Raw genomic sequence first — 25,527 nt, forward strand, 5'->3', positions numbered from 1 at the left:
ACGGCCGCGGACTCGTTGTGCGCCGAGATGTTGGCGACGTGCTTGGTGACGTTCACCGTCTTGCCGAAGCTGAACTTCAGCCGACCCAGGGCCTCACGGCCCGGCAGCAGTTCCGCGGACTCGGTCTCCAGCTCGTTCATGTCCATGCTCATGACGGATATCCCTTCTGAACTTCTCAGTCTGTTTGAGGTGTGTTTCGAGGCGGACCGCGAGCGTTACTGCTGGACGGTGATGTTCTGGCCGGCACCGGAGTCGGCCACGGACCACGAGGAGTGGTCGTTGACGGCCGCGGACTCGTTGTGCGCCGAGATGTTGGCGACGTGCTTGGTGACGTTCACCGTCTTGCCGAAGCTGAACTTCAGCCGACCCAGGGCCTCGCGACCCGGCAGCAGCTCCGCGGACTCGGCCTCAAGCTCGTGGGCGTCCATCATGATCAGTTCCCCCTCAGGGATGGGCAGTTCCGATCAGACACAGTCCAGTTCCCCCCGGACTCTGTCCAATCTGGTCGGACGAGCTGTCCAACGAGATTGGACACTAGGCCCTTCCGGGACCGCCGCGCAACCCCTTCGGGAAATCACCCTTTCGGCGGTTGGGGAGGGCGACCGTAGAATCGGCCCCGACAAGGAGAGACATGCCGTCGCAGCCAGCAGGAAGTGACCCGCCCGTGGCCAACGCACTGCAGCAGTTGATCCGTGAGCGCCTCGACCGCAAGGGCTGGTCCTACGGCGATGTGGCGCGCCGCGGCGGCATCCCCCGCTCCACGGTCCACCACCTGGCCACCACCGAACGCGTCGTCCGGATGCCCCAGTCGGGCACCCTGGAGGGACTGTCCAAGGGCCTGGAGCTCCCGTTGGACACCGTCCGCCGCGCCGCCGCCGAGGCCTGCGGCATCCATGTCTACGGCTCCCCCGAGGCGGCCGGCCCGGACTCCACCGCCCCCGACCCCGAGGTCGACCTGCTCATCGCGAGCGTCCAGAAGCTGTCGTCCGACGACCGCCGTCATGTCGCCGCTCTGGTGGAGTCCCTGCTCGATCGCTCGACCCCCCGTACGACGGACAAATGACCGTCACCGGCTCCCGCCCGGGTCCGCGAACGCCCATGGAAGCGCCGTCTTCCGTCAACTCGGAAAAAGAATTCAACTCGCCCGAAACCGCCGAGATCCCCCGCTAGTCTCTCGTCCTGCCCGAGGAGCGAGAGCCGCACGACCCCGGGCCGCTGGGGGGAACGTGGGCAATGTGTTGTTCGTGCACGGTGGTCCGGCCACGGCTGTGGTCCGCGGGCCCGCCGGGGAGTCGGTCGTCCTGCTCTCCGGTGAGCTGCCCGAGGTGCTCACCGAGAGGGCGGTGGCCGAACTCGTGGACCTGGCCGCCGCGATCCTGGACGCCGACGAGCTGGAGCTGTTCCACAGCTGTCTGGAGAAACTGCGCGGCAACGGGATGAGAGCGGGGCGCCGGATCGAGGTCGACGGCGCCGTCCTCACCGTGTACGAAGGGTGACGGCTCGCCACGGAACGCTCCGTCCCATGGGCGCGGTGGTGCCCGGAGCCGGACTTGAACCGGCACGCCCGCGAAGGGGCAGCGAGGTTTAAGCTCGCCGTGTCTGCATTCCACCATCCGGGCAGGCCATGGGCTCCGCGTCGAGGTTCGACCCTATCGGGATGCTTCCCTCGAACAGCCGAACCACGGACCCGATGTTGTCTTATTTTATTGACGTCTGAGGGTGCATCAGCACATGGAACGCGCCATCCGCACTTGCCAATAGCCTTGCGCCTGACACTCAGCCACGTATGCGGAATGACGGAATTTCACCGCCCGAACGAGGGTGCTCCACCGGTTCTCGACGAGCGTCGGCACAAGCGCTTGCCGCGCTCCGGCCCTCAGGGCTCCCCGTCATCCCCAGGTATGACGCTCCGGCACCGGGTCCGACCCGAGTCGCCCCTCGGAACCGGGACTGCGGCTGACTACACACGCTTCGACGGCGACCACGATGGAACACGACCCCTTCAAGCCGTCGTACCGCGAGGAGCCCCTTCCCGTGACCACCACACCAGTCGCCGACCGGTCCACCGCGACCGTGGCAGCACGTGCCACGGATCTCTCGAAGATCTACGGACAGGGCGAGACCCGGGTGGTCGCCCTGGACCGGGTCTCCGTCGACTTCCGGCAGGCCGAGTTCACCGCGATCATGGGCCCTTCAGGTTCGGGCAAGTCCACGCTGATGCACTGTGTGGCCGGCCTCGACACCTTCTCCTCGGGCTCGGTGCGCATCGGCGAGACCGAACTGGGCTCGCTGAAGGACAAGCAGCTCACCAAGTTGCGCCGGGACAAGATCGGCTTCATCTTCCAGGCGTTCAACCTGCTGCCGACCCTGACGGCCCTGGAGAACATCACGCTCCCGATGGACATCGCGGGCCGCAAGCCGGACAGGCAGTGGCTGGACAAGGTGATCGACATGGTGGGCCTGCGCGACCGCCTCGCTCACCGCCCCGCCCAGCTCTCCGGCGGCCAGCAGCAGCGCGTCGCGGTCGCCCGTGCCCTCGCCTCCCGGCCCGACATCATCTTCGGCGACGAGCCGACCGGAAACCTCGACTCCCGCTCCGGCGCCGAGGTGCTGGGCTTTCTGCGCAACTCCGTACGGGAGTTGGGCCAGACCGTGGTCATGGTGACCCACGACCCGGTGGCGGCGGCGTACGCGGACCGGGTGGTGTTCCTCGCGGACGGCGGGATCGTCGACGAGATGTACCGCCCCACCGCGGAGAACGTCCTCGACTTCATGCGCCTCCTTCCTGGGGGGAACCCCCAGACCCCCGAGTTCGACGCGAAGGGCCGTACCGTCTGATGTTCCGGACCGCCCTGCGCAACGTACTCGCGCACAAGGCCAGGCTGCTGATGACCGTGCTCGCCGTCATGCTCGGCGTCGCGTTCGTCTCCGGGACCCTGGTCTTCACCAACACCATCTCCGACGCCTTCCAGAAGAGCTCCGCCAAGGGCTTCGACCAGGTCGACGTGGCCGTGCGGGCCAAGTACCAGGACAGCGAGGACGACAAGGTCGGCAAGGCCCCCGATCTGACCCAGTCCACGCTCGACACCAGCGCCGGTGTACCGGGAGCGGCCGACGCCATCGGTGTCGTGAACGGCTTCACGGCCATCGCCGACAAGAACGGCAAGCTCATCGGCGGCGGCTTCCAGTCCGAGGGCGGCAACTACTGGGGCGACAAGGACCCGCGCTACCCGCTGAGTTCGGGCAGCGCACCGCACGGCAGGGACCAGGTCGCGATCGACTCGAAGACCGCCGAGCGGGCCGGCTACAAGGTCGGCGACACGATCCGCATCTCCGTCGACGGGCCGGTCCTGAAGCCCACCGTCACCGGCGTCTTCACCACCGACGACGGCAATGTGGCGGCCGGCGGCAGCCTGGCCCTCTTCGACACCGCCACCGCCCAGCGGCTGTTCGGCAAGCCGGGCACCTACGACGAGATAGACGTCAAGGCGGCCTCCGGCACCTCCCAGACTGCGCTCAAGGCCGGCCTGGACAAGGCGCTGGGCAGCAAGCTCGTCGAGACCACGACCGGCACACAACTCGCCGACGACCAGGCGCAGTTGATCTCCTCGTCGATGTCCGGGCTGAAGCAGGGCCTGCTGGTCTTCGCCGGCATCGCGCTCTTCGTCGGCACCTTCATCATCGCCAACACCTTCACCATGCTGGTCGCCCAGCGCACCAGGGAGCTGGCGCTGCTGCGCGCGGTCGGCGCCTCCCGCCGCCAGGTCACCCGGTCCGTGCTGATCGAGGCGTTCGTGGTCGGCGCGGTCGCCGGGATCACCGGCCTGGTCGCGGGCATCGGCATCGGCGCGGGCCTGCGCGCCCTGATGAACACCCTCGGCGCCACGGTCCCGGACGGCCCCCTGGTCATCTCGCCCGGCACGGTCGCGAGCGCCCTCGCGGTCGGCGTCGTCATCACCATGCTGGCGGCCTGGCTGCCGGGCCGCAGGGCCGCCAGGATCCCACCGGTCGCCGCGATGAGCAGCGTCCACGCGAAGGCGACGACCAAGTCGCTGGTCCTGCGCAACACGCTGGGCGCCCTGTTCGGCGCCGCCGGTGTCGCGGTGGTCCTGGCGGCCACGACGATGAACGGCTCGGACGGCCAGGCCCCCCTGGGCATCGGCGCGGTCCTCCTGATCATCGGCGTCTTCATCCTCACCCCGCTGCTCTCCCGCCCGCTGATCGCGGCGGCCGCCCCGGCCTTGAGGATCTTCGGCGTCTCGGGCAAGCTCGCGCGCCAGAACTCGGTCCGCAACCCGCGCCGTACGGCCGCCACCGCCTCCGCGCTGATGATCGGCCTCACCCTGATCACCGGTATGACGGTGATGGCGGGCAGCCTGCAGAAGTCCATCGACAGGATGGCCAGTTCGTCGATCAGGGCCGACTACGTGGTCTCCATGGCGAACGGCAACGAGCTCTCACCGAACGTCGGCAGGAAGCTGGCCTCGACCTCCGGCGTCACCGCCACCAGCCCCCTGCGCAACGCCCCTTCCCGGGTCGACGGCACGACCGAGTACCTGACGGGCGTGAACGGCGCGGCGATCGGCCAGCTCACCGACCTGAAGGTGACGGGCGGCAGCTTCGAGGTGGACGGCACACGGGTCGTCGTGGACAAGGACACCGCCAAGTCCCACGGCTGGCGGGCCGGTTCCGCCTTCACCGCACACTACGAGGACGGAAAGTCGTCCCGGCTGACGGTCTCCGGCGTCTACGAGGGCAACCAGCTGATCCGGGGCATCCTCCTCGACGACACCACCCTCACCCCCCACCAGCGCGACCCGGCCGACATGCAGGTCCTGGTCAAGACGGCGGGCGGGGCGTCGAGTTCGACGAAGGACAGGCTGGAGAAGGCCCTCGGCACCAACCCGGCCATCAAGGTCCAGGACAAGCAGGACCTCTCCAACAGCATCGCGAAGTCCTTCACCCTGGTCCTCAACATGGTCTACGGCCTGCTCGCCATGGCCGTGATCGTCGCGGTCCTCGGGGTCATCAACACCCTCGCGATGTCGGTCTTCGAGCGCTCCCAGGAGATCGGCATGCTCCGTGCGATCGGCCTCGACCGCAAGGCCGTCAAGCGCATGGTCCGCCTGGAGTCCCTCGTCATCTCCCTGTTCGGCGGAGTGCTCGGCATCGGTCTGGGCGTCTTCTTCGGCTGGGCGGCGGGCGAACTGCTGGGCACGAAGATGCCGACGTACGAACTGGTCCTGCCCTGGGCCAGGTTGGGGGTCTTCCTGCTCCTGGCGGCGGCGGTCGGTGTCCTGGCCGCCCTCTGGCCGGCCCGCCGCGCCGCCCGCCTCAACATGCTGGCGGCCATCAAGTCGCAGTAGCCGCAAGGGAGAAGGGGCCCGCCGGCACTCGACGGGCCCCTTCTCCCCGCTCAGTTCCAGGTGCGCGCGCGCAACGGCATTCCGGAGGTGCCGGATTCGGGTGTCCTGACCGCCAGGACCTGGTTGACGCCGAGGTGGTTGCGCTCGAAGCCGAGGGCGCAGGCGGCCATGTAGAGCCGCCAGACGCGGGCCCGGCCGGGCCCGGCGAGCCGGGCGGCGCGCTCCCACTGCCGCTCCAGGTTCGCGACCCACTGGCGCAGGGTGAGCGCGTAGTGCTCACGGATCGACTCGACGTCCCGGACCTCGAACCCGGCGCGTTCGAGCTGGGTGACGGTGGTGCCGACGGGCGCGAGCTCACCGTCCGGGAACACATACGCGTCGATGAACCCGTCGAGGTCGTACGACGTCTCGTCGAGCAGCGGGCGCCGGGCGATCTGGTGGTTGAGCAGCCGCCCGCCGGGCGCGAGGAGCCCGTACAGGGCCTCGGCGTACTCCAGGTACTTCTCCGCGCCGACGTGCTCGGCCATCCCGATGGAGGAGATGGCGTCGTACGGCCCGTCGGTCACGTCCCGGTAGTCCTGTACGCGGATCTCGATCCGGTCGGTGAGCCCCTCGTCGGCGACGCGCTTGCGGGCGTAGGCCGCCTGCTCCTGGGAGAGGGTGATGCCGACGACCCGCACGCCGTACTCGCGGGCGGCGTGGACCGCCATCGAGCCCCAGCCGCAGCCGACGTCGAGCAGCCGCTGCCCTTCCCGGAGGTCGAGCTTGCGGCAGACCAGGTCGAGCTTGTCGTGCTGGGCGGTCTCCAGCGTGGCGTCCGGTCCCGGCCAGTACGCGCACGAGTAGACCATCGACGGCCCGAGGACGATCTCGTAGAAGTCGTTGCCGACGTCGTAGTGGTGGCTGACGGCGCGCTTGTCGCTGCGCCGGGAGTGCAGTCCGCGGCGGGGCCGGCGGATCTCCTCGCGGGGCGGGGACGGGGGCAGGCCCGGCCCACCGAGGCGGACGAGCCCCAGGACCGCGGCACGCGCCTGCGGGTCCCGCAGGATCTGAAGGTTCGTACGACCGCCTTCCCCGCTCTCCCACACCAGCCCGGAGAGCAGGTCCAGGGCGCCGTAGAAGTCGCCCTCGATGTCCAGGTCGCCGGCGACCCAGGCGCGCGCCAGGCCCAGCTCACCGGGTTTCCACAGCAGTCGGCGCACCGCGCGCCGGTTCCGCACGAACAGGGTGGGTGCCCCGGGCGGGCCCGCCTGCGAGCCGTCCCAGGCCCGGATCCGTACCGGGAGCGGGGCTCCCAGCAACTGTTCCAGCAGCCCCTTCAGCCGCAGCGCGGCATCTGCCATGACACACACCTCCGTGACGAGGATCCCGGAATTGTCCACCCGGGTAAACAACGGCACGACGGGAGTAAGTCCCATGTCCCCCACGGCTCACTCCGGGGGCGGCGGCCCCTCGGGAACGCCGAAGGACCTCCCGCACCACGGATGGCGGAAGGCCCTTCGGTTCGTTCAGCGACCGGTCCCGGTCAGGAGGCCTTCGCCTCGGTCTTCTTCGGCTCGGCGGCCGGCACCGGGCGGGCGGCCTCGTAGAACTCCTCGCGCGGGTGCTCCATCGCGCCGAGGGAGACGACCTCGCGCTTGAGGAACATGCCGAGGGTCCAGTCGGCGAAGACGCGGACCTTGCGGTTCCAGGTCGGCATGGCCAGACCGTGGTAGCCGCGGTGCATGTACCAGGCGAGACGGCCCTTGACCTTGATCTTCATCTTGCCCATGACGATCATCGCGACGCCCTTGTGGAGGCCGAGCCCGGCCACCGCGCCCTTGTTGGCGTGCGAGTAGTCCTTCTGCGGGAAGCCCCGCATACCGGAGATCACGTTGTCGCCGAGGACCTTGGCCTGGCGCAGCGCGTGCTGGGCGTTCGGCGGGCACCAGGCGTTCTCGTTGCCGGCCTTGCGGCCGACGAGGTCCGGGACCTGGGCGTTGTCGCCGGCGGCCCAGATGTAGTCGGTGCCCTGGACCTGGAGGGTCGGCGCGCAGTCGACGTGGCCGCGGGGGCCGAGGGGCAGACCGTAGCGGGCGAGAGCCGGGTTCGGCTTCACGCCGGCGGTCCAGACGACGGTGTTGGAGTCGACCTCAAGGCCGTTCTTGAGGACGACATGCCCGTCGACGCAGGAGTCCATGGAGGTGGAGAGGTAGATCTCCACACCGCGGCTCTCCAGGTGCTCCTTGCCGTACTGGCCGAGCTTGGGGCCGACCTCGGGCAGGATCTTGTCCGCGGCGTCGACGAGGATGAACCGCATGTCCTCACGGGACACGTTGGTGTAGTACTTGGCCGCGTCGCGGGCCAGGTCCTCGACCTCACCGATGGTCTCGGCGCCGGCGAAGCCGCCGCCGACGAAGACGAAGGTGAGCGCCTTGCGGCGGATCTCCTCGTCGGTGGTGGAGTCGGCCTTGTCCAGCTGCTCCAGCACGTGGTTGCGCAGGCCGATGGCCTCCTCGATGCCCTTCATGCCGATGCCCTGCTCGGCGAGGCCGGGGATCGGGAAGGTGCGGGAGACCGCGCCGAGCGCGATCACCAGGTAGTCGAAGGGCAGCTCGTACGCCTCGCCGACCAGCGGGGCGATCGTGGCGACCTTGCGGTCCTGGTCGATGGTGGTGACCCGGCCGGTGAGCACCTCCGCCTTCGGCAGCACACGTCGCAGCGGTACGACGACATGGCGCGGGGAGATGTTTCCGGCGGCGGTTTCGGGGAGGAAGGGCTGGTAGGTCATGTACGACCGGGGGTCGACGACCGTGACGGTCGCCTCGCCGTAGCGCATCTTCTTGAGGATGCGCCGAGCTGCGTACAGGCCTACGTACCCACCGCCTACTACGAGGATCCTGGGACGCTCCGTGGTGCTCATGCCATCGAGTATCCACCCGCCTCAGGGGGGTCGCTCGTGCGCCCCTTCACAAGCTCCGACAGGGGGTGTGTTATCCTCCGCGACCCGCATGATCCAGGCCATGTGGATCACCCGGAAACCGGGTCCGGTACGACCCGTTGTCAATGCCGCGTGAGCTGCCTCTCTGGCCTTCGGGAAGTGCCGTGAGCACCGCGGAACACCCTCCCCCGACACCCTCCGCGAGACTCGTCATAGCACACTTCTGAACGCGTTCAAGGGGCCGTTCGGCCCCCGGAAGGGCCAACGGGACACTTTTTGTGGTTCCAGGGGACGGAATTCCTTGTGAAGAACTTCACGAACTTTTCCGACGACACGTCAATGAGGGGCCCACCAGGGCCCCTCATTGACGCTCATACGCTCTCCGACCTGCTCGTCCGAGAGCTACTGGATAGTAACTAAACCCCTCGCACCCGCGCCATGAGGCTCGTCGGCCGGGTGTGCAGCACGACCTCCACGGAGGAGAGGGCGAACCGGACCGCGCCGGTGAGAACCGCGTCGTCACCGAGGCTGGAGAGCCGCCAGCTCGGGGGATCGACCAGGAGCCGCGCGGCATGGTCACGGGCGGCGTTCAGCAGGAGCTCGGCGGCGGCGGTCGTGTCGGGCGTCCTGAACCGCCCGGTACCCAGAACGACCAGGGCCGGATCGAGAGCCAGCAGCACGGGAGCAAGCCCGGCGGCCAGCCGCCGCCCATAACCCTCCACAGCAAGAACCGCCCCGGGATCCCCCACCCCCACTCCCGAAATCACGGAGTCCGCCAGGGGCTGCAGACCGGGGGTGGGGGTGGAAGTGGGGGTCGAGGCGGGGGCGGGGTCGTTCGGGGTGGCGGAGGGGTCCGGGAAGTGGATGAACCCGATCTCCCCGGCCGCTCCGTGGTGGCCGCGCAGGAGTCTGCCGCCGGTGATGACACCGGCGCCGAGGCGTTCACCGAGGAGGACAAACAGCATCTCGCCGGTCTTTCCGTCGGTGAGGGCGTCGGGGGGCGGGTCAGCGGGGGACGGCTCGGCGGCCCCCGGCTCAGTCAGGCGCCGCTCGGCAGACCCCGACTCGGCGAGAGACGGCCCATCAGACCTCGACTCGGTAGACCCCGACTCGACAAGGACCCGCTCAGCAGACCCCGGCTCGACAGAGCCCGACTCAGCAGACCCCGGCCCGGTGAGGCGCTGTTCGGCGGACCCCGGCCCGGTGAGGGGCAGCTCGGCGGACCTCGACTCGACAGACCCCGACTCAGCAAGGGCCCGCTCAGCAGACCCCGGCTCGACAGACCCCGACTCAGCGGACCCCGGCCCGGTGAGGTGCTGTTCGGCGGACCCCTGCTCGGTGAGGGGCCGCTCGGCGGACCCCGACTCAGTCAGGCGCTGCTCGGCGGAGCCCTTGCCCCCTCCGTGCCACTGTTCGCCCAGCGCCGCGAGGTTGGCGTCGTTTTCGACGGCTACCGGGCAGTGCAGTTCCTCGCGGAGGATGCCGACGATGTCGGTGTCGGACCAGGTGCGGAGGTTGTCGGCCTGGCGGACTCGGGTGTTGGAGCGGTCGACGAGGCCGGGGGTGCCGATGGTGGCCGCCCAGATGTGGGGCGTGTCCACGTCGGCCTCGGTCATGGCGGCACGGATCGCCGAGACGACGGCCTGCGCACGGGCCCGGCCCGAGATGTCCGCGTGGACCGTCAGACGGTGCGCGGCGACCGGCTCGCCGTCCAGGTCGGCGAGGCGGGCGGTGACCGAGCGGGGGCGGACGTCCACACCCACGACGAAGCCCGCGTGCGGACGGAAGCGGAAGCGGCGGGCGGGACGGCCCGGAGAGCGTTGGCCCCGGGCGGACAGCGCGGGCGCGACCTCGATCAAACCGCAGTCGGCCAGTTCCTCGGCGATCGCCTCCACCGTCGGGCGGGACAGACTCGTGGCCTTGACCAGCTCGGACAGCCGTGGGTGCGGGTCGGCGGACCGCACGACGGCCAGTACGGCCGCCGCGTTCGTCGCCCGCAGATCCGCCACGCCCACCACCGCCGGCGCACTCGGCGCGACCGGCGCCCCGGCCCCGTTCAGCGGCCAGAGGACCCTCTCCGGCTCCGCAACCGTCACCGCCACCTCCTCGGAAAGTCTTGACGCCCACCGGCACCCTGCCGATTATAAAACGCAACTGCTTTATTAAACCCCACGGCACATCCCCACGGCATCGCTCCGGACCGGCCCCCACCAAAGCCCGGCACCTCTCCCTCTCCCCTGCCTCGCCTCAGCCTCGCCTCACCCTCGCCACAGGAGCCAGCGCCATGAACGACAGCCGCCTCCCCCGCTCCCTCCACCTCCCCAGACGCGTCTTCCTCGCCGCCGCCGGATCCTCGGTACTGGCCGCGTGCGGCAGTTCCCTCACCCCGGGGGCCACGGGGTCCACCGCCAAGAGCGGGTCCGGGCCCGTCTCCACAGCCGTCCCGGCCGACAGGAAGATCACTCTCGTGGTCGCGGACGCGGACGACACCACCATGACCCCGCAACTGCTCGCCGCCTTCCGCGCCAAGCACCCGAACGTCACCTTCAAGCGCCAGTACACGGGCTGGGACGACTACCTCAAGAGCATCAACACCACCATGTCGGCCGACAGCGCCCCGGACATCGCCCAGTTCGTGTCCGGCATGAACAACCTCGTCAAGGGCCGGCTGCTGCTGGACCTCGGCGCGTACGGCACGGCGTACGGCTGGGCGGAGAAGTTCCCCGGCCTGGACCAGATCACCTTCAGTTCCGACGGGCGGACCACCGGCACCGGTGCACTGTACGGCGTGCCCGGCGGGCTGTCGTTCGAAGGTGTCTACTACAACAGGGCCAAGGCGAGGAAGCTCGGAATCACCGTCCCGCCCGCCACCGTCGGCGAGTTGGAGGCGATGTTCGCCAAGGCCAAGGCGGCGGGCGAGACCGCGCTGGTGGCGGGCAACCTCGACGGCGGTCTCAACCACCCCTTCAACGTCCTGCTGTCCGTCCACATGAGGCCCGCCGACCGGGAGGCCTGGGCGTTCGGCCACAAGGGCGCCAGGATCACCGGCGCCGAGGCGGTCACCGCCGCCGCCACGCTCAAGCGCTGGGTGGACAAGGGCTATGTGACGCCGAAGGTCAACGGTGTCGCCGACAACGACGCCACCGCCGCCTTCGCCAAGGGCACCGGCGTCTTCCGGATCAGCGGCAACTGGGCCGCGGCCGCGGTCGCCAAGGGCCTCGGCGACGACGCGGGCCTGTTCAACGCCCCGCCCGCCGACAAGGGCGGCACCCTGCACACCACGGGCGCGGGCGTGTACTACTGCGTCTCCAGCAGGTCGAAGAACGCGGCCACGGCCGCCGCCTTCCTCGCCTTCTGCGCGAGCGCCGAGGCCGCGCCCCTCATCGCCAAGTCCGGGTTCATGGCCCCCGACGCCTCCTCCATGCCGCAGCAGAGCGGCCTGCTGGGCGATGTGAGCACCGGCTGGCAGGCCATCGTCAAGGACGCCGGTCTGGAGCCGTTCATCCAGAACGCCTCCACGCCGACGATGCCGGACACCCTCACCACCCAGCTCCAGCTGTTGGCCGGTTCGAAGGTCACCGTCGAGAAGTTCCTCGCCAACCTCCAGGCCGACTTCGACCGGTACCACGCGTGAAGGCCGTCGCCGCGCACCGTCCCCCGCCCGTGACGGCCGACCGGAGCCGGGTCACGGCCGCCGCCGGCCGTCCGGGCGGGGCCGCTCGCCCGCGCCGACGCCGACGGCGGGCCGTGGCGCTGCTGTACGTGCTGCCCGCCCTGCTGCCGTACACCCTGTTCGCCGTGCTGCCCGCCCTGCACACCGCCTATCTGTCGCTGTTCGACTGGGACGGGGTGACCCTGCCGTCCTTCGCCGGGCTCGCCAACTACCGGCAGGTCTTCGACGATCCCCAACTGCGGGCGGCGGCCTGGCACGCGGGAGCACTGATCGTCTTCTTCTCCGTGCTGCCGATCACTCTCGGTCTGGTGGCGGCGGCCCTGGTCGCCCGGCGGTCCCGCCGACGCGGCATCACCGTCGTACGGACGCTGCTGTTCCTGCCCCAGGTCGTCCCGCTCGTCGCGGTCGCCATCATCTGGCGCTGGGTGTACGCCGAGGACGGCACCCTCAACCAGGCGCTGCGCGCCGTCGGACTCGGCCGCCTCACGGACTCCTGGCTCGGCAGCTTCACCTGGTCGCTGCCGGCCGTCGGACTGGTCGGCACCTGGGTGGTGGCCGGGTTGTGCATGGTGCTGTTCCTGTCCGGCACCCAGCGCATCGACCAGGAGATCTACGAGGCGGCGCGGATGGACGGCGCCGGCCCGCTGCGGGAGTTCTGGTCGGTGACCGTGCCCCTGCTGCGGCCGGAGATCGCGGTGGCGCTGTCCATCACCGTGATCGCCGCCCTGTCCAGCTTCGACCTGATCTACATCACCACCGGCGGCGGACCGGGCAACAGCACCGTGGTGCCCGGCATCCTCATCTACCGGCTCGCCTTCGGCGGCGGCCAGGTGGGACTGGCCGCCGCGCTCGCGGTGGTGCTCACGGCGGTCATCTCCGTCGCCGTCCTCGTCATCAACCGCCTCGCCAGGGAGGCCCCATGACGACGCCCGCGCCCCGGACCGCCGGGCGGGGGCTCGCCGCGCCCGCCGTGCTGGCGGTGTTCTGCGCCGCCGTACTCGTCCCGTTCCTGTCGCTGCTGCTGGCCTCGGTGCAGCCCTCCGGGACACCGCTGACCGGGCTCGCCCTGCCCACGCACGGGATCCATCCGGAGAACTTCGCGCACGCCTGGTCACGGGCCGGGTTCGGGCCGCTGCTGCTGTCCAGCGCGGTGATCGCGCTCGCCGTGGTCCCGGCGGCGGTGCTGTGCGCCACGCTCGCCGGGTACGCGCTGGCCACCATGGACGTCCCGGGCGGCGGGAAGCTGTACGGCTATCTGCTGCTCGGCCTCGCCATCCCGACCGAGGTCACCGTCATCCCGCTCTACTACGACCTCCGGGCGCTCGGGCTGACCAACACCGTGCCCGGCCTCGCGCTCGCGGAGATCGCCGCCTTCATGCCGTTCGGCGTGTTCTGGATGCGGGCGCACTTCGCGACCGTGCCGCGCAGTCTCGTCGAGGCCGCCCGGCTGGACGGGGCCTCGTCCTGGACGACGCTGTGGCGGGTGCTGATGCCGAGTTCCCGGCCGGCCGTCACCACCCTCGGCGTCCTGTACTTCGTGTGGAGCTGGAACCAGTTCCTGCTGCCGCTGATCCTCGTCCAGGACCCGAGCAGACGCACCGCACCGGCCGGCCTCGGCTTCTTCACCGGCCAGTACGACGTCGACGTACCGCTGCTCGCCGCGGCCACGCTCATCGTGATCGCGCCGGTCGTCGTGGTCTACCTCTTCTTCCAGCGGCACTTCATCAACGGCGTGCTCAGCGGCGCGCTCAAGGGCTAGGGCCTGTGTGGAGTTGCGATCTGGGCTCGCGGGGCGTGGCACGCACGCTCGCCGCGTTGCCGAAATGCCCTAGTAGCTCCTCCCCCACTTCCGGCTTCGCTCCAGCGGGGGGACCCCCATCGAGGGCCTTCCGGCGCCTTGCGATCGCACGCACCACGCCCCGCTCCCTGATCCAGATCACAACCCCACACAGGCCCTAGGAGGCCCACCGCAGATGGCACGACTCGACGTGGCACTGATCGGCGCGGGCGGTATCGCGCGCGCTCATCTGCCCGCCTGGAGCGCGCTCGGCGCCCGGGTGCGCATCTACGCCCCCGACAGCCGAGCCCCCGCCCTCGCACGGGAGTTCGCGGCCACCGCCGCCCCCTCCCGCGAGGAGGCCATGGCCGGGGCGGACGTGGTGGACGTGTGCTCCCCCACCGACACCCACCCCGAGATCGCCCTGTCCGCGCTCGCCGCCGGGGCGCATGTGCTGTGCGAGAAGCCGCTGGCGCTCACCGCGGCGGACGCCGAGCTGATCGCGGGGACGGCCGAGAAGGCGGGGCTGCGCCTGTACCCGGGGCACGTGGTGCGGTTCTTCCCCGCCTACGCCCGCCTGCGCGCGCTCGTCCTGGCCGGTGCGCTGGGCCGCGTCGCCGTGGCCCGCTTCACCCGCACCGGCCGCTACCCCACCTGGAGCCCCTGGTTCGCCGACCCGGCCCGCTCCGGCGGGATCCTGGTCGACCAGATGATCCATGACTACGACATCGCCCGCTGGCTGTTCGGCGAGGTGGTGCGGGTCCACGCCCAGCAGTGCGGTCACCTCACCGCGCCCGCTCCCGAGGGCGCGGTGGCGACCGGGACCGCCGTCCTCACCCACGAGACCGGTGTGATCAGCCAGGTGGTGGGGGTGTGGGCGCCCCCGGGCACCCCGTTCCGCACCACCTTCCACGTCGCCGGGACCGACGGGACCGCCGCACACGACTCGACCGCCTCGACGGGCCTGCGGATCACCGGAGGGCCGGTCGGCGACGCCGAGGGCATCCCGTCGGGGGACTTCGGAGAGTCGCCGTACACCACCCAGATACGGGAGTTCGCCGCCGCCTTCGCCGGGACGGGGCCCGAGCCCCGGGTGAGCGCCCGCGACGGTGTGGCGGCCGTCCGGATCGCCGCAGCCGCCGCCGAATCGGCCCGTACGGGCCGTGCGATCGAATTCCACGGGAGCGCCGTATGAGGATCGCCGTCCTTTCCTTCGCGCACGTCCACGCCGCCACCTATCTGACGCTGCTGCGCGAGCGCGACGACGTGGAACTCGTCGGCGCCGATCCCGACGCCCCGCCCGGCGACCCGGACCGGGGCGCGCTCCTGGCCGAGCGGCTCGGGGTGGCGTACGTCGACAGCTGGGACGAGGTCTTCGCACGGCCGCTCGACGCGGTGATCGTCACCAGCGAGAACGCCCGCCACCGGGAGCTCGTCGAACGGGCCGCCACGGCCGGTGCCTCCGTGCTCTGCGAGAAGCCGCTGGCCACCACGGAGGCCGACGCCCGGGCGATCCTGGACGCCTGCGCGCGGGCCGGGGTGGGCCTGATGACCGCCTACCCGGTCCGCTTCGCCGCCGCCTTCGGCGCCCTGCACCGGGCCGTCCAGGACGGGTCCCTGGGCCGCCTGATCAGCGTGAACGGCACCAACAACGGCTGGAACCCGGCCCGCTCCCAGCCCTGGTTCGGAGACCGCGAACTGGCCGGCGGCGGGGCGGTGATGGACCACACCGTGCACATCGCCGACCTGATGGACCTGCTCCTCGACGGCGAACAGGCGGCGGAGGTCTACGCGCAGGCCAACTCCGTCCTCGACGCCGACCTCGGCCTGGACGTGGAGACCGCGGGCCTGGTCACCATCCGCTACCCGAGCGGCGCGGTCGCCGCCGTCGACTGCAGCTGGAGCCAGCCCAGGGACCACCCCACCTGGGGCGGACTCACCCTGACCTGCGTCGGCGAGCGGGCGATCGTCGAGTTCGACGCCTTCCCCCGCCTCCTCGGCGGCCACGACGGCGTCACCGGCCGGGCCCGCTGGGAGCCCGGCGGCGACGATCTCGACACGGCGATGCTGGACGCCTTCCTCGACGCGGCCAGGACCGGCCGACGCCCCTCACCGGACGGGGAGGCGGGCCTGCGCTCGCTGCGGATCGTGCTCGCCGCCTACGAGTCGCTGCGCACCGGGCAGCCGGTGGCGCTGCCGGCGCCCAGGGCGGTGGCGACGCCGTAACCACGACAGCCGGTCAGGCCAGGGACCATCCGATCCCGTCAAGGATGTCGTGCTCGCTCACCACGACCTCCCGCGCCCCGATCCGCTCCATGATCGACAGGAGTACGAGGGCGCCGGCGGCGATGACGTCCACGCGCCCCGGATGCATGGAGGGAACGGCCGCGCGCTCGGCGTGCGTGGAGCGCAGCAGCCACTCGCTGATCTCACGGACCCGCTCGTAGGAGACCCGGGAGTGGTGGATGCGCTCGGAGTCGTACTCGGGCAGCTCCTGCGCGATCGCCGACACCGTGGTGACGGAGCCCGCGAGCCCGACCAGCGTCCGCGCCTCGGCCAGCGGCACCGTCTCCTCGGCGAGGTCCAGCGCCCGCTCGATGTCGGCCCGCATGGCGGCGATCTGCTCCTCGGAGGGCGGGTCGGTGACGGCGCCGTCGCGCACCAGATGCCGCTCGGTCATCCGCACGCACCCGACGTCGACCGAGCGGGCGGCCCGTACGTGCTCCTCCCCCACGACGAACTCCGTCGACCCGCCGCCGATGTCCACGACGAGGTACGGCCTGTCGAGGTGATCGCTGCCCGCCAGCTCCCTGGTGGCCCCGGTGAAGGAGAACTCGGCCTCCTGGTCGCCGGTGACGACCTCGGGCTCCACACCCAGGATGTCCAGCACCCCGCGCACGAACTCGTCGCGGTTCTCGGCGTCCCGGGAGGCCGAGGTGGCCACGAACCGCACCCGCTCGGCCCCGTGCTCCTTGATGACCGCGGCGTACTCCCGGCACGCCGCGAAGGTCCGCTCCAGCGCCTCGGGCGCGAGCCGCCCGGTCCGGTCGACCCCCTGCCCGAGCCGGACGATGGTCATACGCCGGTCCAGATCGACCAGTTCCCCGGTCGCCGGGTCCACGTCGGCGACCAGCAGCCGGATCGAGTTCGTACCGCAGTCCACGGCGGCGACACGGGTCACTGGGCGTCCCCCTCGGCTCCCTCGCCGGGCTTCGCGTTCGGCTCGACGGGCCGGAACGCGAAGTAGCCCGTGCCGTCCTCGGAGACGGCCGTCTGCCATCCCTCACCGGCCGGCGGCCCCCAGGGCCGCACACACGCGCCCTTGCGCCACCACTCGGGCAGCATCGCCAGCGCCTCGTCCCCCAGCGGGTTCACCCCGGGGCCCGCGGCCAGCGAGTGGGCGACCAGGACGTGCAGGCACTTCACCCGGTCCGGCATACCGCCGGCGCTCGGGAAGCCGGTCAGCTCCTCGATCTCGTCCCGGCGCCGGACGTAGTCCTCGTGCGCCGCGCGGTACGCGGCGGCCAGCTCGGGATCCGTGGCCAGCCGGTCCGTCATCTCCTTCATCACCCCGTTGGCCTCCAGCGTGCCGATGGCGGAGTTCGCCTTGGGGCACGTCAGGTAGTACAGGGTGGGAAAGGGCGTGCCGTCGGGAAGACGGGGCGCCGTCTCCACGACGTCCGGCTGCCCGCACGGGCACCGGTGGGCGATGGCGCGCAGGCCGCGCGGCGGACGCCCGAGCTGCTGCTTGAAGGCCTCGACGTCCGCGTCGGTGGGCTCGGTGCGCGGGGTGGTCGGCGGAGGCGTTTCCACTACGAACTAATCTCTCTCGTCACGTCACTGGTCGGAGGCGTCGGACTTGTCGACCCCGTCCCAGACATTGGAGTACCAGGGCCGGTCGGCGGCCCCCAGGTCGGCGCGCGACTGCTTGGCCGCGTTCGGGTCGATCACGATGTAACCGGTCTCGCCCGGCATCACATAGTGCAGCCGCTGCCGGATCTGCTGCTCGGCGTACGAGTCGTCCTGCCAGCGCGCCTTCAGGTCGCGCAGCTGCTCGACCCGCTGTTTCGCCTGCTGTTTCTGGCGCTGCAGATCGGCGATCTGGGCGCGCTGGGAGACGTACTGCCTTATGGGGTACGCAAGCGCGACGACCAGCGTGCACAGCACCAGCGCGAGCAGGGCCGCGCGGCTGGTGAGACGGGAACGGCGGGCCTGCCGCTTGGTCTGGGATCGGTAGACCCGCGCCGCGGTCTGCTCGCCGAGCAGTTTGATCCTGGTCGCGGTGGAGAAACGGTCCCGGTCCTTCACGGCCATCTCCGCTTCCCCTTTCACATGTGCGTACGTCCCCGCACACGGTACGGGACCGGTACGGGGACGTACGTACGACTGGCTAAGGCTTAACCCCTGAAGGATCAGCCCTTGCTGCGCTTAATGGTCCGCAGAGCGGAACCGCGGGAACGCGCTGCGGCCGGCGTACACCGCCGCGTCGTCGAGGATCTCCTCGATGCGCAGCAGCTGGTTGTACTTGGCGACGCGCTCGGAGCGGGCCGGGGCACCGGTCTTGATCTGGCCGCAGTTGGTGGCGACGGCGAGGTCGGCGATGGTGACGTCCTCGGTCTCGCCGGAGCGGTGGGACATCATGCACTTGAAGCCGCTGCGCTGGGCGAGCTCCACGGCGTCCAGGGTCTCGGTGAGCGAGCCGATCTGGTTCACCTTGACGAGCAGCGCGTTGGCGGCGCCGTCCTCGATACCGCGGGCCAGGCGCTCCGGGTTGGTGACGAACAGGTCGTCGCCGACGATCTGGACCTTGTCGCCCAGCTTGTCGGTGAGGACCTTCCAGCCGGCCCAGTCGTCCTCGAACAGCGGGTCCTCGATGGAGACGAGCGGGTAGGCCGCCACGAGCTCCTCGTAGTACTCCGTCATCTCGGCGGCCGAGCGGTCCTTGCCCTCGAACGTGTACTTGCCGTCCTTGTAGAACTCGGAGGCGGCGACGTCGAGCGCGAGGGCGACCTGCTCGCCGGGGAGGTAACCGGCTTCCTTGATCGCTTCGAGGATCAGGTCCAGCGCGGCGCGGTTGGATTCCAGGTTCGGGGCGAAGCCGCCCTCGTCGCCGAGGCCGGTCGACAGGCCCTTCGACTTCAGGACCTTCTTGAGGGTGTGGTAGACCTCGGTGCCCCAGCGCAGGGCCTCGGAGAAGGTCTCCGCGCCGATCGGGGCGATCATGAACTCCTGGATGTCCACGTTGGAGTCGGCGTGCGAGCCGCCGTTCAGGATGTTCATCATCGGCACCGGGAGCAGGTGCGCGTTCGGGCCGCCCAGGTAGCGGAAGAGCGGGAGGTCGCTGGCCTCGGAGGCGGCGTGGGCGACGGCGAGCGAGACGCCGAGGATGGCGTTGGCGCCGAGGGAGCCCTTGTTGTCGGTGGCGTCCAGGTCGAACATCGCCTGGTCGATCAGGCGCTGCTCGGTGGCGTCGTAGCCGACCAGCTCCGGGCCGATCTGCTCGATGACGGCGAGGACGGCCTTCTCGACACCCTTGCCCTGGTAGCGGTTGGGGTCACCGTCGCGGAGCTCGATGGCCTCGAAGGCACCGGTGGAGGCGCCGGACGGGACGGCGGCACGACCCGTGCTGCCGTCGTCGAGGCCGACCTCGACCTCGACCGTGGGGTTGCCTCGGGAGTCCAGGATTTCCCGGGCTACGACGACGTCGATGGACGGCACGAGCATCTCCTTCTTCAATGTGACGCGGCTGCGGCAGGAGCGCGGTGGCTCTGCGAGACGAGCCTAACCGCCTCCGGCCGATCGGCCACGTCGCCGACCACGCCTTGGGCAGAACCGAGAGTAAATTGTTTCCGAACGGAACAAAACGTGGGGGCAAGCGCCGGGCAAAAAGAACCCCGCTCCGGTGCGTACGGGGGAACACGCACCGGAGCGGGGAGCCCGTGGGGACGGGGGGGGAGGGCCCTCACGTGCCCCCCACAGTGGGGGACACGGCTGTCAGGGCGCTGTGGTTCAGCTGTCTGCTTACTTCAGGTGCAGCTGCTGACCCGGGTAGATCAGGTCGGCGTTCTCGACGATGTCCTTGTTCAGCTTGAACAGCTTCGCCCAGCCGCCCTTGACGTGGTGCTTCTCGGCGATGGAGCTCAGGGTGTCACCCTTGACGACCTTGTACTCGCCGTCACCCTTCTTGACCTTCTTGCCGGTCGGGGTGGTGACGGTCTTGGTCGACTTCTTGACGGTCGTGCGCTCGGAGGAGCGGGAGGCGGTCTGCTCGCCGGAGGAGCGGGTGCCGGTGTTCGAGGAGCTGCCGCTGGAGGCGCTCGCGCCGTTGTAGGCGGCGCTGGACAGGCCCGTGCCGCAGACCGGCCAGGCGCCCTTGCCCTGGGAGGCGAGGACCTTCTCGGCGACGGCGATCTGCTGCGCCTTGCTGGCCTGGTTGGCCTGCGAGGCGTAGGCGGTGCCGCCGTACGCGGCCCAGGTGGAGGCGGAGAACTGCAGGCCGCCGTAGTAACCGTTGCCGGTGTTGATGGACCAGTTGCCGCCCGACTCGCACTGGGCGACCGCGTCCCACTCCGAGGCGGTGGCGGCGGAGGCGTTGCCGGCCGCCATCAGCGGGGCGGCTATGGCGACACCGGTGACACCGGCGAGCGCGGCGGCACGGGTGGCCTTGGACGGACGACGGTGCTTGCCCTTGCCGGAAAACAGCATGGTTGATCCCCTCACCGACGCCTGCGAGGTGAGCTGTCGGGTTCGGGCCGGTTGAGTTGCCCGGCCGCACGCTCGCTCTCACGAGGCGCGGCTACACCCCTAGCCGTCTCCGGCGTCAACCGCCGGGTCCGGCACTTACCTTGGGTCCCCCGCTCCTGCCCACGGCGCTGCTGTAGCGACGACTGTTCCCGTACGGCCGCTGGCAGGATTCGGCGTTGCGGCTGTCGGGGCTCGTGTTGCCGAGCGGTGACGACCGTAGACAGGGAATCCGGGGAATTTCAAAGACGATCAGGGCTTCTGAGACTCATCCCACACTTTCACCAATCCGGACATTCGGTGCGAAGTGTGACGTGAACTCCCGTCACTTTTACCCCTGTTCGGCAGGGAGTCGCAGGGTCTGACCGGCGGAGATGTGGTTGGGGTCGGTGCCGATGGCCTGCTGGTTGGCGGTATAGAGGGCGCGCCACCCGCCGTCCAGGCCAAGGGAGTCGGCGATGGAGGCGAGAGTGTCGCCGGCGTGGACGGTATACGCGTCGGACGCGGCCTTCCCGGTCGAGCCCTCGTCGGCGGCGGCACCGCGGTGCTTGCCGGTGCCACTGCCTGTGCCGACGGCGTCCGTGACGGCGCCCGCGGCCGAGTCGATGGCTCCGGTGTCGACGAGGCTCCAAGAGCCCACGGCCTGCTCGGAATTGTCCGAGTCGTCACCCTTGGACCCATCTGCGGGCGAACTTTCGGCTCCCCGAGACGCGCCCGCCGCGGACTCGGTGGGCGAGGCGGAGGCGCCCGTTTTGGCATTGTTGCTTGCGGAATCGGACGAAGTGTCGGGAGAGGCGGAGGGCGAGGCACTGGACGACGCACCCGAGGAGCCGTCGGCCGAGCTGCCCGACGAGTTGGACAAACCAGTCGAGTCCAAAATTCCGGACGAATCAGATGAACCCGACGAGTTCGACGAACCGGACGAACCTGATGAACTCGATGAACTCGATGAACCGTCCGCGACGCCCGTGTCGACGTCGGCGGCACCCGAGTCCTTGGTCAGCCCGGAGGTCAGTCCACAGGTGTGGAAGGCGCCGACACCCTCGGCGTCGAGCAGCTTCTCGGCGACGGCTATCTGCTGGTTGCGGCTGGCCAGGTCGGCGCTCGGGGCGTAGTCGAGGCCGCCGTACTTCTGCCAGTCGTCCTGGGTCAGCTTGAGACCGCCGTAGAAACCGTTCCCGCTGTTCTCGCTCCAGGAGCCGCCGGTCTCGCACTGCGCCACCTTGTCCCAGGTGGTCCCGTCGGCCGCGCTGGCGCCACTCGCGGCGAACAGCGGGATGGCGATGGCGGAGCCCGTCACTCCGGCCGCGACGAGCAGTGCCGGAGCCTGGCGGGGGCGACGGTGACGACCGTTCCCGGAGAGCATGCGGGGGCCTTTCACGAGACAGCAGTGACCGCGGCGCGTGAAGCTTGGGCCAAACATCGGCGCCGCCATGGTCCGTGAACGTAGCGGCTGTCGATCACCCGTCACAAGTTAATGCCGCGCAGATCACGTGAAGATCACAGACTTGAGCGGGTGTCACGTTTGTCCCACCGGACACATTCAGCCAACTGGGGTGAACTCGACCGGAAGCGTGCGCAGTCCGCGCATAATGAGCCCACCGCGCCATCTCAACTCGGCCGGATCGACGGCGAGTCGCAGATCGGGAAGCCGGGTGAGAAGGGTGGCGAGCGCGGTCTGCCCCTCAAGTCGGGCCAGCGGGGCGCCCAGACAGTAGTGAATGCCGTGGCCGTAACCCAGGTGCTGGTTGTCGCGGCGGGAGAGGTCGAGGGTGTCCGGCTCGGCGAAGCGGTCCGGATCCCGGTCGGCGGCGGCGAGTACGACGAGCACCGGGTCGCCGGTCGCGATGTCCTGCCCGCCGATGGTGAGCGGCTCGGTGGCGAACCGCCAAGTGGCAAGTTCCACCGGCCCGTCGTACCGCAGGAGCTCCTCCACTCCCGTCTCCAGCAGGCCGCGTTCGCCGGCCGCGAGGGAGGACTGGAGGCGGTGGCGCTGCTCGGGGTGGGTGAGGAGGGCGAAGGTGCCGTTGCCGATGAGGTTCACGGTGGTCTCGAAGCCGGCGAACAGCAGGATGAAGGCCATCGCCGCGGCCTCGTTCTCGGTGAGGTGCTCGCCGTGGTCGGAGGCGCGGATGAGGGCGGAGATGAGGTCCTCGCCGGGGGCGGGGCTGGCGGGGAGCGCCTCCCTCTTCCGGTGGATGAGTTCGGCGAGATACCCCCGCATCTTCTTGACGGACCGCGCGACCCCGCCCCTGGGCCCGCCCCCGTGACGGATCATCATGCCTGCCCAGTCCCGGAAGTCGTCCTGGTCCTCGCGGGGGACACCGAGGAGGTCGCAGATGGCGTAGATGGGGAGGGGGAAGGCGAACTCATGGATGAGATCGGCCTCGCCCTTCGCCGCGAACCCGTCGATGAGGTGGTCGGTGAGTTCCTGGACGCGGGGCGCGAACTCGGCGACGCGGCGGGGCGTGAAGGCCTTGCTGACCAGGCGGCGCAGGCGGGTGTGGTCCGGTGGGTCGATGTTGAGGAGATGCGTCATGAGCTCCGCCTTGCGCTCCCCCGGGATCCCGGTCTTGCCCTTGGCGTGCGCGGGCTCGTCGTGATGCGCCGGGTTCTTGGAGAGGCGGGGGTCAGCGAGGGCCTGCTTGGCGTCCTTGTACCGGGTGACCAGCCAGGCTTCCACTCCGCTGGGCAGCCGGCTCCGGTGCACGGGGGCGTGCTCGCGGAGGTGGGCGTAGGCGGGGTAGGGGTTGGTGGCGAACTCCCAGGTGAAGAGTTCGGGGGCGGGGGTGGGCGTGTCGGGGGTGGGGTGGCTGGTCACTCCATGACGGTATCCGGGTTCGGCTCGCGCAGATCTGAGAGGGCCCACGTCGCATAGAGGTGACCGCGATCGGCAGCCTGCCTCAGCCAGGCGCGCGCCGCCTCGTCCGGCTGCCCCGCACCCTTCAAGGACATACCCATCCGGTACGCGGCTTCGACATCGCCGCCGTCGTAGCCGCGCCGATACCATTCACGGGCCTCCGCCGTCTGTCCCTGTCGTTCCTTTTGATAGCCATAGGCGGTTGACGCCCTGGTATGTCCGGATGAAGCAAGGTCCCGCAGCAATGACTCGCCGAGGGCAGCGCTCTCCACATCACGGTCGACCAACAGGAGCGCGTAACGGTACGTCCCCTCTGGATCACCCGCGTCCCTGGCGGCCTCGAACCAGGACTCGGCCCCTGATGCGTCGTGCTGGGACCACAGCAGTCGGCCGACGGTCGCTGCGGCCGAGGCATCTCCCCATGCGTACGCTCTCAAGCACCAGCTCAGGGCTTCGGTCTCGCGCCCGGCCCAGGCCGCCAACAACTGCCCGAGACTGTGCGCGGCCGCCGCGTCCCCCCTCTCGGCCGCCCGCGTCAGCCGGCTCAGCGCCATGTCTTGGAGGATGTGGCCCAACCGAGCGCCAGCCCGGACGTCCACCTCCGCAGCCACTTCCAGGTACGGGAGCGCGGCGCGCTCCTCTCCCCGTTCCAGCAGCAGTTCCACCAGCCAAGTGATCGCCTTCTGGTCGCCCCGCTCCGCCGCCCTGCGAAACCACGCCTCCTTCTCGTCGCTCTCGGCGAACATTGCCAGTCGCAGCATCACCGCCGTGTCCCCCGCTACGATGCGCGACCGCAACGCCGCTTGCGCCGCTCTGTGGACAGCCTTGTGGTCGAGTGAGAGATCGTGCTCTGCCGCGCCGAGTAATGTCCACCACACTCCTTCCGGCACCGGCAGCAAGTCCTCGGACCGCAGGGCCTCCCCCACCAGCGCGCCGTAGGCCCGCCAGGTCCCGGGCGTGTCGCCCCGTACCAAGAGACCCGAGACTCCGAACAGCGGGGTGGCTGCCCAGGCCAGGGCGCTTTCGAAGGTCTCCTCGCTACCATCTGCATAGTTGTCGTATACGCGCTCCAGTAGCTCGGCCGGCACGGGGCCGGCGACGCCGCACCTGGCCACATCAACCGCAGCCTGTACGAGAAGTCGGCCGCCCGGGTGCTCCTGCTGCGTCCCTGCCCGCCGCCACTCGTCAAACATCAGGTGCCCGATCGCGAAGTACGCGGCGGCGCCTTCTCTACCGCTCCACATGTACGCCGGATGCGCGCGCGGGTCGTCGAGCACCCGCAGCCTCTCCAACTCGGCACTGCTCCACTGGCGTGCCAGTTCCACCGTCCGGGCCCTGGCGACGACCCGGTCGCCCGCGGTGGTCCCGGCCCGACGCCGGTAGTACTCGTCGGGCGTCATCGTGCCGAGGACCACGATGCCGAGGTCGGTGAGAAGTCCCAGCATCCGCAGGTCGAGGCCTCCGACACGAAGATGGTCGGTCAACTCGTCCAGCCAGACGACGTGATGGCCGGGCTCCCCCCTCAACCCGGCAACGAGGGCACGCCAGTCCTCGTCGGGGTTTGGAGCGTGGATCTGGTGGTCCTCCAGGGATCGCACACCATTCCAGGCAGTGTGCGACTTGCCCGAATACGCCTTGCCCAGGATCAGTACCAGGCCCGGGTGGCGGAGCTGGGACGCCAGTTCTTCATCGCGGTCTCGCCGTACATATGGCAGCACCTCCGGCAGCGACCCGGCGTGCCGGTCCCTGGGCACGCCGAACTCCCAGGGTTCCACGTCGCGGACGGGCCGCCACTCCACCTGCGCCGGTGCGGCACCGTAGTGGATGTGCTGCACGCCAACCACCTCGTCGTGGAACGTGCTGCCGCCGAAGTCAACATGGTCTCCGGCCACATGATCTTGAGCGAGCAGAAGCTGCTGGTGATCCCCTGCGACGGCCTCACCGATGTCACTGCCGACCGCTCCGCTCCTCAATGCGGCCACCTCGTCGCGCTGCGTCACGATGTCGCGGAGCTCAGCGAACAGCCCAGGGTCGGCTCGACGCACCCCCTGCAACCAGGCGAGCTGCTGCTGGGCGAGGATCGGCGTCCGGACGTCGGTCTGCCAGATCGAAGCGGGGGCTCCGGAACGCCCCAACACCTCCATGAGCCATCGCCGAGCTTCCGAGGAGGCACTCATGGCACGCAGCAAC

21 protein-coding genes, 1 tRNA gene and 1 riboswitch are annotated in these 25,527 nt (G+C 70.1%); of the genes, 9 read left to right on the plus strand and 13 right to left on the minus strand.

Annotated features, from left to right (window positions below; translation table 11 throughout):
- Positions 1-215: 215 nt before the first annotated feature.
- On the minus strand, positions 216-431 hold the full coding sequence (locus ABZT17_RS03290) for a hypothetical protein (protein ID WP_356343067.1): 216 nt from the start codon (positions 429-431) through the stop codon (positions 216-218).
- Positions 432-664: 233 nt separating this feature from the next.
- On the opposite strand from ABZT17_RS03290, the gene ABZT17_RS03295 reads away from it, so the two are divergent.
- Complete coding sequence (locus tag ABZT17_RS03295; RefSeq protein WP_356343070.1) at positions 665-1,063, plus strand: helix-turn-helix transcriptional regulator; 399 nt, start codon at positions 665-667, stop codon at positions 1,061-1,063.
- A 172-nt stretch (positions 1,064-1,235) separates the two neighbouring features.
- On the plus strand, positions 1,236-1,496 hold the full coding sequence (locus ABZT17_RS03300) for a hypothetical protein (RefSeq protein WP_356343072.1): 261 nt from the start codon (positions 1,236-1,238) through the stop codon (positions 1,494-1,496).
- 36 nt (positions 1,497-1,532) lie between these two features.
- Here ABZT17_RS03300 and ABZT17_RS03305 read toward each other — a convergent pair.
- Positions 1,533-1,619, minus strand: a tRNA-Leu gene (locus ABZT17_RS03305).
- Positions 1,620-2,034: 415 nt separating this feature from the next.
- On the opposite strand from ABZT17_RS03305, the gene ABZT17_RS03310 reads away from it, so the two are divergent.
- Both ABZT17_RS03310 and ABZT17_RS03315 read left to right on the plus strand, forming a co-directional pair.
- Positions 2,035-2,838 carry an ABC transporter ATP-binding protein gene (locus tag ABZT17_RS03310; protein WP_356343074.1) on the plus strand — a complete coding sequence of 268 codons (804 nt, stop codon included), beginning with the start codon at positions 2,035-2,037 and terminating at the stop codon, positions 2,836-2,838.
- Positions 2,838-5,366, plus strand: a complete 2,529-nt coding sequence (locus ABZT17_RS03315) for an ABC transporter permease (RefSeq protein WP_356343077.1) — start codon at positions 2,838-2,840, stop codon at positions 5,364-5,366. The genes ABZT17_RS03310 and ABZT17_RS03315 overlap by 1 nt, the downstream gene beginning before the upstream one ends.
- A 50-nt stretch (positions 5,367-5,416) precedes the next feature.
- On the opposite strand, the gene ABZT17_RS03320 is transcribed toward ABZT17_RS03315, so the two are convergent.
- The 3 genes from ABZT17_RS03320 to ABZT17_RS03330 form a co-directional block, all read right to left on the minus strand.
- Positions 5,417-6,709 carry a cyclopropane-fatty-acyl-phospholipid synthase family protein gene (locus ABZT17_RS03320; RefSeq protein ID WP_356343079.1) on the minus strand — a complete coding sequence of 431 codons (1,293 nt, stop codon included), beginning with the start codon at positions 6,707-6,709 and terminating at the stop codon, positions 5,417-5,419.
- Positions 6,710-6,891: 182 nt separating this feature from the next.
- Complete coding sequence (locus ABZT17_RS03325) at positions 6,892-8,268, minus strand: NAD(P)/FAD-dependent oxidoreductase (RefSeq protein WP_356343081.1); 1,377 nt, start codon at positions 8,266-8,268, stop codon at positions 6,892-6,894.
- A gap of 434 nt (positions 8,269-8,702) precedes the next feature.
- Complete coding sequence (locus ABZT17_RS03330) at positions 8,703-10,382, minus strand: ROK family protein (RefSeq protein WP_356343083.1); 1,680 nt, start codon at positions 10,380-10,382, stop codon at positions 8,703-8,705.
- Positions 10,383-10,570: 188 nt separating this feature from the next.
- On the opposite strand from ABZT17_RS03330, the gene ABZT17_RS03335 reads away from it, so the two are divergent.
- From ABZT17_RS03335 to ABZT17_RS03355, 5 genes are all read left to right on the plus strand, one after another.
- Entirely contained in the window at positions 10,571-11,920 is a 1,350-nt protein-coding gene (locus ABZT17_RS03335; RefSeq protein ID WP_356343085.1) for an extracellular solute-binding protein, read from the plus strand.
- A gap of 29 nt (positions 11,921-11,949) precedes the next feature.
- A complete protein-coding gene (locus ABZT17_RS03340; protein WP_356343088.1) occupies positions 11,950-12,882 on the plus strand; it encodes a sugar ABC transporter permease in 933 nt (310 codons plus the stop codon).
- Complete coding sequence (locus ABZT17_RS03345) at positions 12,879-13,718, plus strand: carbohydrate ABC transporter permease (RefSeq protein WP_356343090.1); 840 nt, start codon at positions 12,879-12,881, stop codon at positions 13,716-13,718. Before ABZT17_RS03340 ends, ABZT17_RS03345 begins: the two co-directional genes overlap by 4 nt.
- A 214-nt stretch (positions 13,719-13,932) precedes the next feature.
- Complete coding sequence (locus tag ABZT17_RS03350; RefSeq protein WP_356343092.1) at positions 13,933-14,931, plus strand: Gfo/Idh/MocA family oxidoreductase; 999 nt, start codon at positions 13,933-13,935, stop codon at positions 14,929-14,931.
- Positions 14,928-15,962 carry a Gfo/Idh/MocA family oxidoreductase gene (locus ABZT17_RS03355; RefSeq protein ID WP_356343096.1) on the plus strand — a complete coding sequence of 345 codons (1,035 nt, stop codon included), beginning with the start codon at positions 14,928-14,930 and terminating at the stop codon, positions 15,960-15,962. Before ABZT17_RS03350 ends, ABZT17_RS03355 begins: the two co-directional genes overlap by 4 nt.
- 13 nt (positions 15,963-15,975) lie before the next feature.
- Here the strand turns inward: ABZT17_RS03355 and ABZT17_RS03360 are convergent, their stop codons facing one another.
- The 8 genes from ABZT17_RS03360 to ABZT17_RS03395 form a co-directional block, all read right to left on the minus strand.
- Positions 15,976-16,917 carry a Ppx/GppA phosphatase family protein gene (locus tag ABZT17_RS03360; RefSeq protein ID WP_356343099.1) on the minus strand — a complete coding sequence of 314 codons (942 nt, stop codon included), beginning with the start codon at positions 16,915-16,917 and terminating at the stop codon, positions 15,976-15,978.
- Positions 16,914-17,549: a DUF501 domain-containing protein gene (locus tag ABZT17_RS03365; protein ID WP_356343101.1), complete on the minus strand. Its 636-nt coding sequence runs from the start codon at positions 17,547-17,549 to the stop codon at positions 16,914-16,916. The genes ABZT17_RS03360 and ABZT17_RS03365 overlap by 4 nt, the downstream gene beginning before the upstream one ends.
- Positions 17,550-17,573: 24 nt before the next feature.
- Positions 17,574-18,050, minus strand: coding sequence for a septum formation initiator family protein (locus ABZT17_RS03370; RefSeq protein ID WP_356343104.1), 477 nt, complete (start codon positions 18,048-18,050; stop codon positions 17,574-17,576).
- A 114-nt stretch (positions 18,051-18,164) separates the two neighbouring features.
- Complete coding sequence (gene eno, locus ABZT17_RS03375) at positions 18,165-19,460, minus strand: phosphopyruvate hydratase (RefSeq protein ID WP_356343106.1); 1,296 nt, start codon at positions 19,458-19,460, stop codon at positions 18,165-18,167.
- A gap of 297 nt (positions 19,461-19,757) precedes the next feature.
- The gene (locus ABZT17_RS03380; protein ID WP_356343108.1) at positions 19,758-20,441 is read right to left on the minus strand and encodes a transglycosylase family protein; all 684 of its coding nucleotides are present in this window, start codon (positions 20,439-20,441) and stop codon (positions 19,758-19,760) included.
- A 3-nt stretch (positions 20,442-20,444) separates the two neighbouring features.
- Positions 20,445-20,666: riboswitch (cyclic di-AMP (ydaO/yuaA leader) on the minus strand.
- A gap of 142 nt (positions 20,667-20,808) precedes the next feature.
- A complete protein-coding gene (locus ABZT17_RS03385) occupies positions 20,809-21,843 on the minus strand; it encodes a transglycosylase family protein (protein ID WP_356343110.1) in 1,035 nt (344 codons plus the stop codon).
- Positions 21,844-22,020: 177 nt separating this feature from the next.
- Positions 22,021-23,298 carry a cytochrome P450 gene (locus ABZT17_RS03390; protein ID WP_356343113.1) on the minus strand — a complete coding sequence of 426 codons (1,278 nt, stop codon included), beginning with the start codon at positions 23,296-23,298 and terminating at the stop codon, positions 22,021-22,023.
- Positions 23,295-25,526, minus strand: a complete 2,232-nt coding sequence (locus ABZT17_RS03395) for a hypothetical protein (protein ID WP_356343115.1) — start codon at positions 25,524-25,526, stop codon at positions 23,295-23,297. The genes ABZT17_RS03390 and ABZT17_RS03395 overlap by 4 nt, the downstream gene beginning before the upstream one ends.
- Between the last annotated feature and the right edge of the window lies 1 nt (position 25,527).

Source organism: Streptomyces sp. NPDC005648 (assembly GCF_040605395.1).
Classification (GTDB): domain Bacteria; phylum Actinomycetota; class Actinomycetes; order Streptomycetales; family Streptomycetaceae; genus Streptomyces.

What these genes read in the sequence shown, in the direction of transcription:
- ABZT17_RS03290 (WP_356343067.1), bottom strand. Translation starts at nt 431, where the DNA reads ATGATGGACGCCCACGAGCTTGAGGCCGAGTCCGCGGAGCTGCTGCCG.
- ABZT17_RS03350 (WP_356343092.1), top strand. Translation starts at nt 13,933, where the DNA reads ATGGCACGACTCGACGTGGCACTGATCGGCGCGGGCGGTATCGCGCGC.
- ABZT17_RS03325 (WP_356343081.1), bottom strand. Translation starts at nt 8,268, where the DNA reads ATGAGCACCACGGAGCGTCCCAGGATCCTCGTAGTAGGCGGTGGGTAC.
- ABZT17_RS03385 (WP_356343110.1), bottom strand. Translation starts at nt 21,843, where the DNA reads ATGCTCTCCGGGAACGGTCGTCACCGTCGCCCCCGCCAGGCTCCGGCA.
- ABZT17_RS03380 (WP_356343108.1), bottom strand. Translation starts at nt 20,441, where the DNA reads ATGCTGTTTTCCGGCAAGGGCAAGCACCGTCGTCCGTCCAAGGCCACC.
- ABZT17_RS03335 (WP_356343085.1), top strand. Translation starts at nt 10,571, where the DNA reads ATGAACGACAGCCGCCTCCCCCGCTCCCTCCACCTCCCCAGACGCGTC.
- ABZT17_RS03320 (WP_356343079.1), bottom strand. Translation starts at nt 6,709, where the DNA reads ATGGCAGATGCCGCGCTGCGGCTGAAGGGGCTGCTGGAACAGTTGCTG.
- ABZT17_RS03315 (WP_356343077.1), top strand. Translation starts at nt 2,838, where the DNA reads ATGTTCCGGACCGCCCTGCGCAACGTACTCGCGCACAAGGCCAGGCTG.
- ABZT17_RS03355 (WP_356343096.1), top strand. Translation starts at nt 14,928, where the DNA reads ATGAGGATCGCCGTCCTTTCCTTCGCGCACGTCCACGCCGCCACCTAT.
- ABZT17_RS03345 (WP_356343090.1), top strand. Translation starts at nt 12,879, where the DNA reads ATGACGACGCCCGCGCCCCGGACCGCCGGGCGGGGGCTCGCCGCGCCC.
- ABZT17_RS03370 (WP_356343104.1), bottom strand. Translation starts at nt 18,050, where the DNA reads ATGGCCGTGAAGGACCGGGACCGTTTCTCCACCGCGACCAGGATCAAA.
- eno (WP_356343106.1), bottom strand. Translation starts at nt 19,460, where the DNA reads ATGCTCGTGCCGTCCATCGACGTCGTCGTAGCCCGGGAAATCCTGGAC.